Raw genomic sequence first — 15,941 nt, 5'->3', positions numbered from 1 at the left:
CGGCGAGGCCCGCCCGCGCCCTCTCGGTGCGAGGGCGCGGGCGGGCCTGCCGGCGGGACGGGGTCAGCGGGGGACGCGGACCACGCCCTCCTGGATGACCGAGATGGCCAGCCGTCCGTCCTGGGTGTAGATGCGGGCCTGGCCGAGGCCCCGGCCGCCGTGCGCGGACGGCGACTCCTGGTCGTACAGCAGCCACTCGTCGGCGCGGAACGGCCGGTGGAACCACATCGCGTGGTCCAGCGACGCCCCGACGACGTCCCCGACAGCCCAGCCGCCACGACCGTGCGCGAGCAGCACGGAGTCGAGGAGGGTCATGTCGGAGACGTAGGTGGCGAGCACGACGTGCAGCAACGGGTCGTCGTCGAGCTTGCCGTTGGTGCGGAACCACACCTGGGAGTGCGGCTCGCGCGGCTCGCCGAACCTGCCGTACGGCGGCTCGTCCACATAGCGCAGGTCGATCGCCTCGCGGGCCTCGAGGAAGCGCTCCACGACCTCGGGCGCGAGATGGGCGTAACCGCGCATCCGCTCCTGGGAGGTGGGCAGCGCGGCCGGATCGGGCGCGGCCGGCATGGCGGTCTGGTGGTCGAGCCCCTCCTCGTACGTCTGAAAGGACGCCGAGAGATGGAAGATCGGCTTGCCGTGCTGCACGGCGACCACGCGGCGGGTGGTGAAGGACCGGCCGTCGCGGATGCGGTCGACGCTGTAGACGATCGGCGCGCCGGGGTCGCCCGGGCGCAGGAAGTACGCGTGCAGGGAGTGGGCCTGCCGCTCCCCGGGGACCGTACGGCCGGCGGCGACCAGTGCCTGCGCCGCCACCTGCCCGCCGAAGACGCGGGGTACGACGGCGGAGCGGGACCGGCCGCGGAAGATGTCCTCCTCGATCTGCTCGAGGTCGAGCAGATCGAGGAGGTCCTGAAGTGCCTGGCTCATGAGATGGTTGTACCCGCCAATGATTGCGGAGACCTTACAGACCCATGTCCTTGGCGATGATCGTCTTCATGATCTCGCTGGTGCCGCCGTAGATGCGGTTGACGCGGTTGTCCGCGTACAGGCGGGCGATCGGGTACTCGTTCATGTAGCCGTAGCCGCCGTGCAGCTGGAGGCAGCGGTCGATGACGCGGTGCGCGACCTCGGTGCAGAACAGCTTGGCGGAGGCGGCCTCGGCGGGGGTCAGCTCACCGGCGTCCAGGGCCTCGGTCGCGCGGTCGGCGACGGCCTCGGCGGCGTCCACCTCGGCCTGGCAGGCGGCCAGCTCGAACTTGGTGTTCTGGAAGTGGGCGACCGGCTTGCCGAAGACGGTGCGCTCCTGCACGTAACTCTTGGCGAACCGTACGGCGGCCTTGGCCTGGGCGTAGGCGCCGAAGGCGATGCCCCAGCGCTCGGAGGCCAGGTTGTGGCCGAGGTAGTAGAAGCCCTTGTTCTCCTCGCCGAGCAGGTCCTCGGCCGGCACCTTGACGTCGACGAAGGCCAGTTCGGCGGTGTCGGAGGTGCGCAGGCCCAGCTTGTCCAGCTTGCGGCCGATGGAGTAGCCCTCGGACTTGGTGTCCACGGCGAACAGCGAGATGCCGTGACGGCGGTCCTCGGCGGTCGGCGCGGAGGTCCGGGCGCAGACGATGACCTTGTCGGCGTGCACACCGCCGGTGATGAAGGTCTTGGAGCCGTTGAGGACGTAGTGCGTGCCGTCCTCGGAGAGCTTGGCGGTGGTCTTCATGCCCGCGAGGTCGGAGCCGGTGCCCGGCTCGGTCATCGCGATGGCCCACATCTCCTCGCCGGTGACGAACTTCGGCAGGAAGCGCTTCTTCTGCTCGTCCGTGGCCAGCATCTTGATGTACGGCAGGGCGAGCAGCACGTGCACGCCGGAGCCGCCGAACTGCACGCCGGCGCGGGCGGTCTCCTCGTAGAGGACGGCCTCGAACTTGTGGCTGTCCAGACCGGCACCGCCGAACTCCTCGGGCACGTTGATCCCGAAGATGCCCAGCTCGCCGAGCTTGTGGTAGAAGTCGCGCGGCGCCTGGCCGGCGGCGAACCACTCGTCGTAGACGGGAACGACCTCGGCCTCGATGAAGGCGCGAAGGGTCTCCCGGAACGCCTCGTGATCCTCGTTGAACACCGTACGGCGCACGCCGCCACCTCCACGTACCTCGGCATGACATTCGGGCATGTCTAAGCGCTTGCTCAGACTCCAAGATACTGGCGGGTACGTTCAGTCGTCCAGGGTGACCTTGACCACCCGGCGGCCAGGAGTGCCCCCGCGGCTCAGTCCTCGGCCGCCCCGGCCGCCCCGAACGCCCCCCGGGCCATCCGGTGCAGCAGGGCCGCCGTGGCGGCGCGGCTCGGCAGGGAGCCGGCGCGGCCGAGGTGCGGGGTGGAGTTGAGCAGGCCGAAGACCGAGTGGACCGCCGAGCGGGCGCTGGGCTCGGTCAGCCCGGGGTAGACCTCCCGCACCACCTCCACCCACAGCTCCACGTACTGCCGCTGCAACTGCCGCACCAGCTTGCGGTCGCTGTCGCGCAGGCGGTCCAGCTCGCGGTCGTGCAGGGTGATCAGGGGGCGGTCGTCGAGGGCGAAGTCGATATGGCCCTCGATGAGCGAGTCCAGGACCTCCGGGGCCCCGGTCCGCCCGTCGGCCTCGGCCAGGCGGCGCTTGGCCCCGGTCAGCAGCCGGCCGCTGATGCCGACCAGCAGCTCCGCGAGCATCGCGTCCTTGCCCGGGAAGTGGCGGTACAGGCCGGGGCCGCTGATGCCGACCGCGGCGCCTATCTCGTCCACCCCGACTCCGTGGAAGCCGCGCTCGGCGAAGAGCCGGGCAGCCTCCTTGAGGATCTGCTCGCGGCGGGTGGGGGCGTCGGTTCTGGTGACCATGCCAGTAATTCTAGACAGCGAGGTTAGCGGTCGTTAACCTGAAGGAAATGGTTAACGCTCATTAACAGTCACCACTGGGTGAGGGGACCGCAAGGATGCAAGAGGCACCGGAGCTTCACAGCGCGGCCGATCCCGCGTCGGAGGCCTGGCGGGCCAATGAACAGGCTCATCTCGCACTCGTCGGGGAACTGCGCGGCAAACTGGCCGCCGCCGCCCTCGGCGGCGGCGAGAAGGCGCGGGCCCGGCACACGTCCCGCGGCAAGCTGCTGCCGCGGGACCGGGTGGACACGCTGCTCGACCCGGGATCGCCCTTCCTGGAGCTGGCTCCCCTCGCGGCCGACGGGATGTACGACGGGCAGGCACCGGCCGCCGGCGTGATCGCCGGTATCGGCCGGGTCAGCGGGCGCGAGTGCGTGATCGTCGCGAACGACGCCACCGTCAAGGGCGGCACGTACTACCCGATGACGGTGAAGAAGCACCTGCGCGCGCAGGAGGTGGCCCTCGACAACCGGCTGCCCTGCGTCTACCTCGTCGACTCCGGCGGGGCGTTCCTGCCGATGCAGGACGAGGTGTTCCCGGACCGCGAGCACTTCGGGCGGATCTTCTACAACCAGGCGCGGATGTCCGGCGCCGGCATCCCGCAGATCGCGGCCGTGCTCGGTTCGTGCACGGCCGGCGGGGCCTACGTACCGGCGATGAGCGACGAGGCCGTCATCGTCCGCAACCAGGGGACGATCTTCCTGGGCGGCCCGCCGCTGGTGAAGGCGGCCACCGGCGAGGTCGTGACCGCCGAGGAGCTGGGCGGCGGCGAGGTGCACTCCCGGATCTCCGGGGTCACCGACCACCTCGCCGAGGACGACGCGCACGCCCTGCGGATCGTGCGGAACATCGTCGCCACGCTGCCCGCGCGGCAGACCCTCCCCTGGGAGGTCACCCCGGCCGTGGAGCCCAAGGTGGACCCGGCCGGGCTGTACGGCGCCGTCCCCGTGGACTCCCGCACCCCCTACGACGTGCGCGAGATCATCGCGCGCGTGGCCGACGGCTCGCGGTTCGCCGAGTTCAAGGCCGAGTTCGGGCAGACCCTCATCACCGGCTTCGCCCGGATCCACGGCCACCCGGTCGGGATCGTCGCCAACAACGGCATCCTGTTCTCGGAGTCCGCCCAGAAGGGCGCCCACTTCATCGAGCTGTGTGACCAGCGCGGCATCCCGCTGGTGTTCCTGCAGAACATCTCCGGCTTCATGGTCGGCCGGGACTACGAGGCGGGTGGCATCGCCAAGCACGGCGCCAAGATGGTCACCGCGGTGGCCTGCACGCGCGTGCCGAAGCTGACCGTCGTCGTCGGCGGCTCGTACGGCGCCGGCAACTACTCGATGTGCGGCCGGGCCTACTCCCCCCGCTTCCTGTGGATGTGGCCCAACGCCAAGATCTCCGTCATGGGCGGCGAGCAGGCCGCCTCCGTGCTCGCCACGGTCAAGCGGGACCAGACGCAGGCGCGCGGCGAGGAATGGCCCGTCGACGAGGAAGAGGCCTTCAAGGCCCCGATCCGCGCCCAGTACGAGAGCCAGGGCAACGCCTACTACGCCACCGCCCGCCTGTGGGACGACGGCGTGATCGACCCGATGGAGACCCGTCAGGTGCTGGGACTCGCCCTGACGGCCTGCGCCAACGCGCCGCTGGGAGACCCCCAGTTCGGCGTCTTCCGGATGTGAGGAGGGGAACCGTGTTCGACACAGTGCTGGTGGCCAACCGGGGCGAGATCGCCGTACGCGTCATCCGTACGCTGCGCTCGCTGGGCGTCCGCTCGGTGGCGGTCTTCTCCGACGCCGACGCCGACGCGCGGCACGTCCGGGAGGCCGACACGGCGGTACGGATCGGCCCGGCGCCCGCGGCCGAGAGCTATCTGTCGGTGGAGCGGCTGCTCGAGGCCGCCGCCCGCACCGGCGCCCAGGCCGTCCACCCCGGCTACGGCTTCCTCGCCGAGAACGCCGGCTTCGCGCGTGCCTGCGAGGAGGCGGGGCTGGTCTTCATCGGGCCGTCCGCGGACGCGATCGCGCTCATGGGCGACAAGATCCGCGCCAAGGAGACGGTGAAGGCGGCCGGGGTCCCGGTCGTGCCCGGCTCCAGCGGCAGCGGCCTCACGGACGCCGAACTGGCCGACGCCGCCCGCGAGATCGGGACGCCCGTGCTGCTCAAGCCCTCGGCGGGCGGCGGCGGCAAGGGCATGCGGCTGGTGCGGGACGTGACCATGCTGGAGGAGGAGATCGCGGCCGCCCGCCGCGAGGCCCGCGCCTCCTTCGGTGACGACACCCTGCTGGTGGAGCGGTGGGTCGATCGTCCCCGGCACATCGAGATCCAGGTGCTGGCCGACGGGCACGGCAACGTCGTCCACCTCGGCGAGCGCGAGTGCTCGCTGCAGCGGCGGCACCAGAAGATCATCGAGGAGGCGCCGAGCGTGCTCCTCGACGAGGCCACCCGGGCCGCGATGGGCGATGCCGCCGTGCAGGCGGCCCGCAGCTGCGGTTACCGGGGCGCGGGCACGGTGGAGTTCATCGTGCCCGGTGGCGACCCCTCGTCGTACTACTTCATGGAGATGAACACCCGTCTCCAGGTGGAGCACCCGGTCACGGAGCTCATCACCGGCCTTGACCTGGTGGAGTGGCAGCTGCGGGTGGCGGCCGGGGAACGGCTGGGCTTCGCGCAGGAGGACGTCCGGCTGACCGGGCACGCGGTGGAGGCCCGTATCTGCGCTGAGGACCCGGCGCGCGGCTTCCTGCCCTCGGGCGGCACGGTGCGGCTGCTGAACGAGCCCCAGGGCGACGGCGTCCGCACCGACTCGGGGCTCAGCGAGGGCACCGAGGTGGGCAGCCTCTACGACCCGATGCTGTCCAAGGTGATCGCCTACGGCCCCGACCGGGAGACGGCGCTGCGCAAGCTCCGCTCCGCACTCGCCGAGACCGTCACGCTGGGCGTGCAGACCAACGCGGGCTTCCTGCGGCGGCTGTTGGCGCACCCGGCGGTGGTGGCCGGCGAGCTGGACACCGGGCTGGTGGAGCGGGTGGTCGACGAGCTGGTCGCCACGGACGTGCCGGAGGAGGTGTACGAGGCGGCGGCGGCCGTACGGCTGGAGGCGCTGCGGCCGGCCGGCGACGGCTGGGTCGACCCCTTCTCGGTGCCGAGCGGCTGGCGGCTGGGCGGCACGCCCAGGCGGCCCGTCGTCCACCTGCGGGCGCAGGAAGCGGTCGCGTACACCCCGCGCGGCACCCACACCGTCACCGGCGACCGGGTGTCCGTCACCCTCGACGGTGTCCGGCACACCTTCCGCCGGGCCGGTGACTGGATCGGCCGCGACGGCGACGCCTGGCAGGTGCGCGACCACGACCCGGTGGAAGCCGCCCTGACCCGGTCGGCGCACGCGGGCGCCGACTCGCTCACCGCGCCGATGCCGGGCACGGTGACGGTGGTGAAGGTCGCCGTCGGCGACGAGGTCGCGGCCGGGCAGAGCCTGCTGGTGGTCGAGGCGATGAAGATGGAGCACGTCGTCTCCGCCCCGCACGCGGGCACGGTCGCCGAGCTGGACGTGACCCCGGGCTCGACGGTCGCCATGGACCAGGTGCTGGCCGTCATCACGCCCAAGGAGGAGGCCGAGTGAGCGCCGAGGGGCTGCCCATGGTCGTACCGGCCCAGGATCTGCCCGCACGGGTGCGGATCCACGAGGTCGCCGCGCGCGACGGGCTGCAGAACGAGAAGACGTCCGTGCCGACGGCGGTGAAGGCGGAGTTCATCCGCCGCCTGGCCGGCGCGGGCCTGACGACGATCGAGGCGACCAGCTTCGTCCACCCCAAGTGGGTGCCCCAGCTGGCCGACGCCGAGCAGCTGTTCCCGCTCGTCTCGGACCTCGACGTGGAACTGCCGGTGCTGGTGCCGAACCAGCGCGGTCTGGACCGGGCCCTGGCGCTCGGCGCCCGCCGGATCGCGGTGTTCGCCAGCGCCACGGAGTCCTTCGCGAAGGCCAACCTCAACCGGACCGTGGACGAGTCGCTGGCCGTGTTCGACCCGGTGGTGCGGCAGGCGAAGGACGCGGGCGCGCAGGTGCGCGGCTATGTGTCGATGTGCTTCGGCGACCCCTGGGAGGGAGCCGTCCCGCTCCACCAGGTGGCCCGCGTCTGCAAGGCGCTGCGCGACATGGGCTGCGACGAGCTGAGCCTCGGCGACACCATCGGCGTCGCCACTCCGGGCCACGTCCTGGAACTGCTCGCCCTGCTGAACGAGGAGGGCGTACCGACGAACGTGATCGGCGTGCACTTCCACGACACCTACGGCCAGGCGCTCGCGAACACCTACGCGGCCCTGGAGCACGGCGTGACGACCGTCGACGCGTCCGCCGGAGGCCTCGGCGGCTGCCCGTACGCGAAGTCCGCCACCGGCAACCTCGCCACCGAAGACCTCGTATGGATGCTGCACGGCCTCGGCATCGAGACCGGGGTCGACCTCGGCCGTCTGACCGCCACCAGCGTGTGGATGGCCGAACAGCTGGGCCGGCCCAGCCCGTCCCGAACCGTCCGCGCACTCGGTAACACGACACAGACCCACAAGGATCAGTGATCAGCATGGACCACCGTCTCAGCCCCGAGCTCGAGGAACTCCGCCGCACGGTGGAGGAGTTCGCCCACGACGTGGTGGCGCCGAAGATCGGCGACTTCTACGAGCGGCACGAGTTCCCGTACGAGATCGTCCGCGAGATGGGCCGCATGGGCCTGTTCGGGCTGCCGTTCCCGGAGGAGCACGGCGGCATGGGCGGCGACTACCTGGCCCTCGGCATCGCCCTGGAGGAACTGGCCCGGGTCGACTCCTCGGTGGCCATCACGCTCGAGGCCGGCGTCTCGCTGGGTGCCATGCCGATCCACCTCTTCGGTACCGAGGAGCAGAAGCGCGAGTGGCTCCCCCGGCTCTGCTCCGGCGAGATCCTGGGCGCCTTCGGCCTCACCGAGCCGGACGGCGGCAGCGACGCCGGCGCCACCCGCACCACGGCCCGCCTGGACCCGGACACGAACGAGTGGGTGATCAACGGCACGAAGTGCTTCATCACCAACTCGGGCACCGACATCACCGGTCTGGTGACGGTCACGGCGGTCACCGGCCGCAAGGCGGACGGCAAACCGCTGATCTCGGCCATCATCGTCCCCTCCGGCACGCCCGGCTTCACGGTCGCCGCGCCCTACTCCAAGGTCGGCTGGAACGCCTCCGACACCCGTGAACTGTCCTTCCAGGACGTCCGGGTGCCCGCCGCCAACCTGCTCGGCCAGGAGGGCCGGGGCTACGCGCAGTTCCTGCGCATCCTCGACGAGGGCCGTATCGCCATCGCGGCGCTCGCCACCGGCCTGGCCCAGGGCTGTGTGGACGAGTCGGTGAAGTACGCGAAGGAACGCCACGCCTTCGGCCGGCCGATCGGCGCCAACCAGGCCATCCAGTTCAAGATCGCCGACATGGAGATGAAGGCCCACACCGCCCGTCTGGCCTGGCGTGACGCCGCCTACCGGCTGGTGGCCGGCGAGCCCTTCAAGAAGGAGGCGGCGATGGCCAAGCTGTACTCCTCCACCGTCGCCGTGGACAACGCCCGCGACGCCACGCAGGTGCACGGCGGATACGGCTTCATGAACGAGTACCCGGTGGCCCGGATGTGGCGCGACTCCAAGATCCTGGAGATCGGCGAGGGCACGAGCGAGGTGCAGCGGATGCTGGTGGCCCGCGAGTTGGGGCTCATCGGCTGAGGCGTTTCCCACCGCTGAGAACGCGGGGCGGCAGGCGGACCGGTCCGTCCGCCACCCCGCGTTCGCGCTGCTGACGGGGTGTCGGCGGTGGACCCCGCCCCCCTGGACATTTACTGAGGTTAGGCTAACCTACCTTCGAACTGTCCGGCGGGCGGCCACGCCCCGGTCGAAAGCAGCCATACCCATGTCCCATGCCCGTTCCACCCACTTCTCCCGACGCGGTCTGCTCGCCGCGGGCGGTGTCCTCGGACTCGGTGCCGCGCTCGCGGCCTGCGGGGACGGCAAGGGTGAAGACGCGGGGTCCGGCGGGCAGGCGAAGGGCGGCGAGTCCGGCCCCTGGAGCTTCACGGACGACCGCGGTACGACGGTGAAGCTGGACAAGGTCCCCGCGAACATCGTCGCCTTCACCGGTGCCGCCGCCGCGCTGTACGACTACGGCATCCAGGTCAAGGGTGTCTTCGGCCCGACGAAGACCACCGCGGGCAAGGCCGACGTCCAGGCCGGCGACATGGACATCAGCAGGGTGACGATCCTCGGCAACACCTGGGGCCAGTTCAACCTCGAGAAGTACGCGGCCCTCGCCCCCGACGTGCTCATCAGCACCATGTTCGACGACGCCGGCACGCTCTGGTACGTCCCCGAGGAGTCGAAGAAGAAGATCGCCCAGCTCGCACCCGGCGTCGGCGTCTCCGTCTACGACCGTCAGCTCACCCAGCCGCTGCAGCGCATGTGGAAGCTGGCCGAGTCGCTCGGCGCGGACATGAAGGCCGCGAAGGTGACGGCCGCCAAGAAGCGGTTCGAGGACGCCTCGACCCGGCTGCGCGCCGCCGCCAAGGCCAAGCCCGGCGTCAAGGTGATGGCGGGCTCGGCGAGCGACCAGCTCTTCTACGTCTCCGGCACCGACCTCTCCATCGACCTGGAGTACTTCAAGGCCCTCGGCGTGAACTTCGTCGAGCCCCCGGAGAGCGCCAAGAAGCAGGGCGGTGGCTGGTACGAGTCGCTGAGCTGGGAGAACGTCGACAAGTACAAGGCCGACATCATCATGATGGACGACCGCACCTCGGCCATCCAGCCGGCCGACATCGCCAAGGCCACCTGGAAGAAGCTGCCCGCGGTCAAGGCGGGACAGGTCATCGCCCGCTCCCCCGAGCCGATCCTCTCCTACGACAAGTGCGTGCCGCTGCTCACCGGCCTGGCCGAGGCGCTGGAGAAGGCCAAGAAGGTCCGCTGAAGCCCCCTTTCCTGAACGGCAACCTCAGGAGCCCCGCATGACGACGGCCGTAGCCGCCCCGTTCCGTTTCTTCTCCCTTCAGGTCGTACGGACGAGGCGGCTGGGGCCGTCCCTGGTCCGGGTCACCTTCGCCGGGGACGATCTGCACGCCTTCCAATCCGACGGGCGCGACCAGTCCCTGTCGCTCTTCCTGCCGCACCCGGGGCAGACCGAACCGGCCGTACCACTCGAACTGGGCGACGGCTGGTGGCAGGGATGGCGTGAACTGCCGGACGACGTACGGGCCGTGATGCGGTCGTACACGCTCCGGGCGCTGCGGCGCGATCCCCACGAGATCGACATCGACTTCGCCCTGCACACCCCCGCGGGACCCGCCTCCCGGTGGGCCTCCCGCGCCGTCGCCGGCGACCGTGTGCTGCTGCTCGGCCCGGCGATCGCCGACAACCGGGCGATCCGGTTCCGGCCGCCGGCCGGTACCGACCTCGTCCTCGTCTGGGGCGACGAGACCGCCGTACCCGCCGCCTGCGCCATCCTCGAATCCCTGCCCGAGGGCACCCGCGTCCGCGCCTGGCTGGTGGTGCCGCACGCCGGTGACATCCAGGACGTGGCGACCGAGGCGGACGCGGAGATCACCTGGCTCGTGCGGCACGGGGGATCCCCCACGGCCCTCGACGCCGTGCGGGCCGCGGAACTGCCGGCCGCCGAGGCGCCGTACGTGTGGATCGCGGGCGAGTCCGGCCGGATCAGGGAGCTGCGCCGGCACTTCATCGGTGAGCGCGGTGTCGACCGACGGCGCGTCACCTTCGTCGGCTACTGGCGGCAGGGCATGACGGAGGAACAGCTCCGCGCCTCGCAGTAACGCGAACGACTCCCCCGCAGTGACCCCGGCCACCGCAAGAGTGCGCCCTCGTGCGGCTGACTTAGGTTAGGCTAACCTAAGTTGAAGTCGCGGATCTTCGCCCTCTTCCATCCCGCACGGACAGTCCCCTCGGAGGACCCCCACATGCGCTCGCACCTGCTCAATGGCCTCACAGCGGAGCACTACCGCCGCTCCGTGACCGAAGGAGTCGAGCGGGTGGCGGCCAAACTCGCCACCACCGACCGTCCGTTCACCGGCGTCACCGTCGACGCCCTCGCCCCCCGCGTCGACGCGATCGACCTCGACCGGCCGCTCGGTGACAGCGCCGCGGTGCTGGACGAACTGGAGGACCTGTACCTCCGCGACGCGGTGTACTTCCACCACCCCCGCTACCTCGCCCACCTCAACTGCCCGGTGGTCATCCCGGCGGTGCTCGGCGAGACGGTGCTCTCCGCCGTCAACTCCTCCCTCGACACCTGGGACCAGTCGGCCGGCGGCACCCTCATCGAGCGCAGGCTCGTGGACTGGACCGCCGCCCGCATCGGCCTCGGCCCGGGCGCCGACGGCGTGTTCACCTCCGGCGGCACCCAGTCCAACCTCCAGGCGCTGCTGCTGGCCCGGGAGGAGGCGAAGAGCGACGGCCTCGGGAAACTGCGGATCTTCACCTCCGAGGCCGGCCACTTCAGCGTCCGGAAGTCCGCGAAACTGCTCGGCCTGGGCCCGGACTCCGTCGTCACCGTCCCCGTCGACCACGACAAGCGGATGCAGACCGTGGCGCTCGCCCACGAACTGGAGCGCTGCGCACAGGACGGCCTCGTGCCCATGGCCGTCGTCGCCACCGCCGGGACCACCGACTTCGGCTCCATCGACCCGCTGCCCGAGATCGCCGAACTCTGCGCCCAGTACGGCGTGTGGATGCACGTGGACGCGGCCTACGGCTGCGGGCTGCTCGCCTCGCTGAAGCACCGGGACCGCATCGACGGCATCGAGCGCGCCGACTCGGTGACCGTCGACTACCACAAGTCCTTCTTCCAGCCGGTGAGTTCCTCCGCCGTGCTGGTCCGGGACGCGGCCACCCTGCGGCACGCCACCTACCACGCGGAGTACCTCAACCCGCGCCGCATGGTGCGGGAGCGCATCCCCAACCAGGTGGACAAGTCCCTGCAGACCACCCGCCGCTTCGACGCCCTCAAGCTGTGGCTGACGCTGCGCACCATGGGCGCCGACGGCATCGGGCAGCTCTTCGACGAGGTCTGCGAACTGGCCCGGGAGGGCTGGCGGCTGCTCGCCGGCGACCCCCGCTACGACGTGGTCGTCGAACCCTCCCTCTCCACCCTCGTCTTCCGCTACGTCCCCGCGGCGGTCACCGACCCGGCTGAGACCGACCGCGCCAACCTGTACGCCCGCAAGGCGCTGTTCGCGTCCGGCGACGCCGTGGTCGCGGGCACCAAGGTCGGTGGCCGTCACTACCTGAAGTTCACCCTGCTCAATCCCGAGACGACGGCGGCCGACATCGCCGCGGTCCTGGACCTGATCGCCGGCCATGCCGAGCAGTACCTGGGAGAGTCCCTTGACCGCGCGTCCTGAAGCCCCGAACGCCCCGTACGACTTCGTGGGGATCGGTCTCGGCCCCTTCAACCTGGGCCTCGCCTGCCTGACCGAGCCGATCGCCGAACTGAACGGCGTCTTCCTGGACTCCAAGCCCGACTTCGAGTGGCACGCCGGCATGTTCCTGGACGGCGCCCACCTGCAGACCCCGTTCATGTCGGACCTGGTCACCCTGGCCGACCCCACCTCCCCGTACTCCTTCCTCAACTACCTGAAGGAGAAGGGCAGGCTGTACCCGTTCTACATCCGCGAGAACTTCTACCCGCTGCGCGTCGAGTACGACGACTACTGCCGCTGGGCGGCCGGAAAGCTCAGCAGCGTCCGCTTCGGCACCACGGTCACCGAGGTGACGTACGAGGACGAGGTGTACGTCGTCCGCACCGCGGCCGGCGAGACGTTCCGCGCCCGGCATCTGGTCCTCGGCACGGGCACGGTCCCGTTCGTCCCCGAGGCCTGCCGGGATCTGGGCGGCGACGTCGTCCACACCGCGCGGTACACGCAGCGCAAGGCCGACCTGCGGGCCCGGAAGTCCCTCACGATCGTCGGCAGCGGCCAGAGTGCCGCCGAGATCTACCACGAACTGCTGTCCGAGATCGATGTCCACGGCTACGAGCTGAACTGGGTCACCCGCTCCCCGCGGTTCTTCCCGCTGGAGTACACCAAGCTGACCCTGGAGATGACGTCCCCGGACTACATCGACTACTTCCGCGCGCTGCCCGAGGAGACCCGCTACCGGCTGGAGAAGCAGCAGAAGGGCCTGTTCAAGGGCATCAACTCGGACCTGGTCGACTCGATCTTCGACCTGCTCTACCAGAAGAACGTGGAGAGCGGCGACCGCCCGGTGCCCACCCGTCTGCTGACCAACTCCACGCTGACCGAGGCCCGCCACGAGGACGGCGCGTACACGCTCGGCTTCCACCAGGACGAGCAGGGCAAGGACTTCGAGATCCGCTCCGAGGGCCTGGTGCTGGCCACCGGCTACCACTACCGGCCACCGGCCTTCCTGGAGCCGGTGCGCGAGCGCCTCCGCTTCGACGGCCACGGCCGCTTCGACGTCGCCCGCAACTACGCCATCGACGTCACCGGCCGCGGTGTCTTCCTGCAGAACGCCGGCGTCCACACCCACAGCGTCACCAGCCCCGACCTGGGCATGGGCGCGTACCGGAACGCGTACATCATCCGTGAGCTGCTCGGCACGGAGTACTACCCGGTCGAGAAGACCATCGCCTTCCAGGAGTTCGCCGTATGACCAGCGACACCATGACGTTCACCCTCCGGCCGCTCGACCCGCTGAGGGACGTCGAGCTGCTGCACGGCTGGGTCACCCACCCCAAGGCGGCGTTCTGGATGATGCGGGACGCGAGACTGCGGGACGTCGAGCGGGCCTACATGGAGATCGCGGCCGACGAGCACCACCACGCCCTCCTCGGGCTGCGCGACGGGGAGCCGGTCTTTCTGCTGGAGAAGTACGACCCGGCCCACCGCGAGCTGGTCGGACTGTACGAGCCGCGGCCGGGCGACCTCGGCATGCACTTCCTCGTCGCCCCCACCGACACCCCCGTGCACGGGTTCACCCGGGCCGTCATCACCGCCGTGATGGCGCACCTCTTCGAGGACCCGGCGACCCGGCGGGTGGTGGTCGAACCCGACGTGGGCAACAAGGCGGTGCACGCCCTGAACGAGGCGGTGGGGTTTGAAGCGGCGCGCGAGATCCAGAAGCCGGAGAAGCGGGCGTTGCTGAGTTTCTGCACGCGCGAGCGGTTCCTGAAGGCGGTGTCCGCATGAGCCTCGCCGACGCCGTCGCCCATCTCTCCCCCGAGCGCTGGGAGCGGGCCAACCGGCTGCTCGTGCGCAAGGCGCTCGCGGAGTTCGCCCACGAGCGCCTGATCACCCCGGAGGTGGACGGCGAGGGGTACGTCGTCCGCAGCGACGACGGGCTCACCCGGTACCGGTTCGCCGCCGTCCGCCGCGCGCTCGACCACTGGCAGGTCGACGCCGAGTCGATCTCCCGGCACCGCGACGGCTCCGAACTGCCGCTCGCGGCCATGGACTTCCTCATCGAAATGAGGGACGCCCTGGGGCTGAGCGACGAGATCCTGCCGGTCTACCTGGAGGAGATCTCCTCCACCCTCTCCGGCACCTGCTACAAGCTCACCAAGCCCCACGTCACCTCCGCGGAGCTCGCGCGAAGCTCCTTCCAGGACATCGAGACCGGGATGACCGAGGGCCACCCCTGCTTCGTCGCCAACAACGGGCGGCTCGGCTTCGGTGTCCACGAGTACCTGTCGTACGCCCCGGAGACCGCGAGCCCCGTCCGGCTGGTGTGGCTCGCCGCGCACCGCTCGCGGGCCGCGTTCACGGCGGGGGCCGGGATCGAGTACGAGTCCTTCCTGCGGGCGGAGCTGGGCGAGGAAACGCTGGACCGGTTCCGCGCCACCCTCACCGGCCAGGGTCTCGATCCCGCCGAGTACCTGCTCATGCCGGTGCACCCCTGGCAGTGGTGGAACAAGCTCAGCGTCACCTTCGCCGCCGAGGTGGCCCGCCGGCATCTGGTGTGCCTCGGCGAGGGCGACGACGAGTACCTGGCCCAGCAGTCCATACGGACCTTCTTCAACACCTCCGACCCGCGCCGGCACTATGTGAAGACGGCCCTGTCCGTCCTCAACATGGGCTTCACGCGCGGTCTTTCGGCCGCCTACATGGAGGCGACCCCGGCGATCAACGACTGGCTCGCGAAGCTCATCGAGAACGACCCCGTACTGAGGTCCACCGGTCTGTCGATCATCCGGGAGCGGGCGGCCGTCGGCTACCGGCACCTGGAGTACGAGCGGGCCACCGACCGCTACTCGCCCTACCGGAAGATGCTGGCCGCGTTGTGGCGGGAGAGCCCGGTGCCGTCCCTGCGCGAGGGCGAGTCACTGGCCACCATGGCCTCGCTGCTGCACGTCGACGACGCGGGCGCCTCCTTCGCGGGCGCGCTCGTCGAGCGCTCCGGCCTCCCGCCCGCCGAATGGCTGCGGCGCTACCTGCGGGCCTACTTCACCCCGCTGCTGCACAGCTTCTACGCCTACGACCTGGCCTTCATGCCGCACGGCGAGAACGTGATCCTCGTCCTGCGGGACGGGGTGGTGGAACGCGCGATCTACAAGGACATCGCCGAGGAGATCGTCGTCATGGACCTCGACGCGGTGCTGCCGCCGGAGGTGGGGCGGATCCGCGTGGAGGTGCCCGAGGACCAGAAACTGCTGTCGGTCTTCACCGACGTCTTCGACTGCTTCTTCCGGTTCCTGGCGGCGAACCTCGCCACCGAGGGGATCCTGACGGAGGACGACTTCTGGCGCGCGGTCGCCGAGGTCACCCGCGAGTACCAGCGGGCGACGCCCGAACTGGCCGACCGGTTCGAGCGGTACGACGTGTTCGCCCCCCGCTTCGCGCTGTCCTGCCTCAACCGGCTCCAGCTCCGCGACAACCGGCAGATGGTGGACCTCGCCGATCCGTCCGGCGCGCTCCAGCTCGTGGGGCACCTGGACAACCCCGTCGCCGGGTTCTGACGCCCTGACGGACGGACGGGCACCCCGCGGTACGGGCCCGCGGGGTGCCCGTCGTGCTG

At 70.6% G+C, this 15,941-nt stretch carries 13 protein-coding genes; 10 read left to right on the top strand and 3 right to left on the bottom strand.

Annotated elements, in window-relative coordinates; genetic code table 11:
* Window positions 1-63: 63 nt before the first annotated feature.
* From tesB to ACFVVO_RS15890, 3 genes are all read right to left on the bottom strand, one after another.
* Window positions 64-930: an acyl-CoA thioesterase II gene (gene tesB, locus ACFVVO_RS15900; protein ID WP_390055263.1), complete on the bottom strand. Its 867-nt coding sequence runs from the start codon at window positions 928-930 to the stop codon at window positions 64-66.
* 34 nt (window positions 931-964) lie between these two features.
* Window positions 965-2,122, bottom strand: coding sequence for an acyl-CoA dehydrogenase family protein (locus ACFVVO_RS15895; protein ID WP_390055261.1), 1,158 nt, complete (start codon window positions 2,120-2,122; stop codon window positions 965-967).
* 134 nt (window positions 2,123-2,256) lie between these two features.
* The gene (locus ACFVVO_RS15890; protein WP_390055259.1) at window positions 2,257-2,862 is read right to left on the bottom strand and encodes a TetR/AcrR family transcriptional regulator; all 606 of its coding nucleotides are present in this window, start codon (window positions 2,860-2,862) and stop codon (window positions 2,257-2,259) included.
* A gap of 95 nt (window positions 2,863-2,957) precedes the next feature.
* Between ACFVVO_RS15890 and ACFVVO_RS15885 the strand changes: the two genes are divergently transcribed.
* From ACFVVO_RS15885 to ACFVVO_RS15840, 10 genes are all read left to right on the top strand, one after another.
* The gene (locus ACFVVO_RS15885; RefSeq protein WP_390055257.1) at window positions 2,958-4,574 is read left to right on the top strand and encodes a carboxyl transferase domain-containing protein; all 1,617 of its coding nucleotides are present in this window, start codon (window positions 2,958-2,960) and stop codon (window positions 4,572-4,574) included.
* 11 nt (window positions 4,575-4,585) lie between these two features.
* Window positions 4,586-6,514 carry an acetyl-CoA carboxylase biotin carboxylase subunit gene (locus ACFVVO_RS15880; protein WP_390055255.1) on the top strand — a complete coding sequence of 643 codons (1,929 nt, stop codon included), beginning with the start codon at window positions 4,586-4,588 and terminating at the stop codon, window positions 6,512-6,514.
* Between the two features lie 17 nt (window positions 6,515-6,531).
* Window positions 6,532-7,467 (top strand): hydroxymethylglutaryl-CoA lyase, encoded by a 936-nt coding sequence (locus ACFVVO_RS15875; protein WP_390055594.1) that lies wholly within the window; start codon window positions 6,532-6,534, stop codon window positions 7,465-7,467.
* Between the two features lie 5 nt (window positions 7,468-7,472).
* Complete coding sequence (locus ACFVVO_RS15870; protein ID WP_390055253.1) at window positions 7,473-8,633, top strand: acyl-CoA dehydrogenase family protein; 1,161 nt, start codon at window positions 7,473-7,475, stop codon at window positions 8,631-8,633.
* A gap of 184 nt (window positions 8,634-8,817) precedes the next feature.
* Complete coding sequence (locus tag ACFVVO_RS15865) at window positions 8,818-9,864, top strand: ABC transporter substrate-binding protein (RefSeq protein ID WP_390055251.1); 1,047 nt, start codon at window positions 8,818-8,820, stop codon at window positions 9,862-9,864.
* Between the two features lie 37 nt (window positions 9,865-9,901).
* Window positions 9,902-10,723, top strand: a complete 822-nt coding sequence (locus tag ACFVVO_RS15860) for a siderophore-interacting protein (protein ID WP_390055249.1) — start codon at window positions 9,902-9,904, stop codon at window positions 10,721-10,723.
* A 144-nt stretch (window positions 10,724-10,867) separates the two neighbouring features.
* The gene (desA, locus tag ACFVVO_RS15855) at window positions 10,868-12,310 is read left to right on the top strand and encodes a lysine decarboxylase DesA (RefSeq protein WP_390055247.1); all 1,443 of its coding nucleotides are present in this window, start codon (window positions 10,868-10,870) and stop codon (window positions 12,308-12,310) included.
* The gene (locus ACFVVO_RS15850; protein ID WP_390055245.1) at window positions 12,294-13,580 is read left to right on the top strand and encodes a lysine N(6)-hydroxylase/L-ornithine N(5)-oxygenase family protein; all 1,287 of its coding nucleotides are present in this window, start codon (window positions 12,294-12,296) and stop codon (window positions 13,578-13,580) included. The genes desA and ACFVVO_RS15850 overlap by 17 nt, the downstream gene beginning before the upstream one ends.
* Window positions 13,577-14,116: a GNAT family N-acetyltransferase gene (locus ACFVVO_RS15845; RefSeq protein WP_390055243.1), complete on the top strand. Its 540-nt coding sequence runs from the start codon at window positions 13,577-13,579 to the stop codon at window positions 14,114-14,116. The genes ACFVVO_RS15850 and ACFVVO_RS15845 overlap by 4 nt, the downstream gene beginning before the upstream one ends.
* Window positions 14,113-15,882 carry an IucA/IucC family protein gene (locus tag ACFVVO_RS15840; RefSeq protein ID WP_390055241.1) on the top strand — a complete coding sequence of 590 codons (1,770 nt, stop codon included), beginning with the start codon at window positions 14,113-14,115 and terminating at the stop codon, window positions 15,880-15,882. The genes ACFVVO_RS15845 and ACFVVO_RS15840 overlap by 4 nt, the downstream gene beginning before the upstream one ends.
* Window positions 15,883-15,941: the final 59 nt, after the last annotated feature.

The sequence above is a fragment of the Streptomyces sp. NPDC058145 genome (assembly GCF_042884245.1).
Classification (GTDB): Bacteria; Actinomycetota; Actinomycetes; order Streptomycetales; family Streptomycetaceae; genus Streptomyces.
The sequence above is the reverse complement of the archived record's forward strand: the minus strand, read 5'-3'. Positions and strand labels throughout refer to the sequence as shown.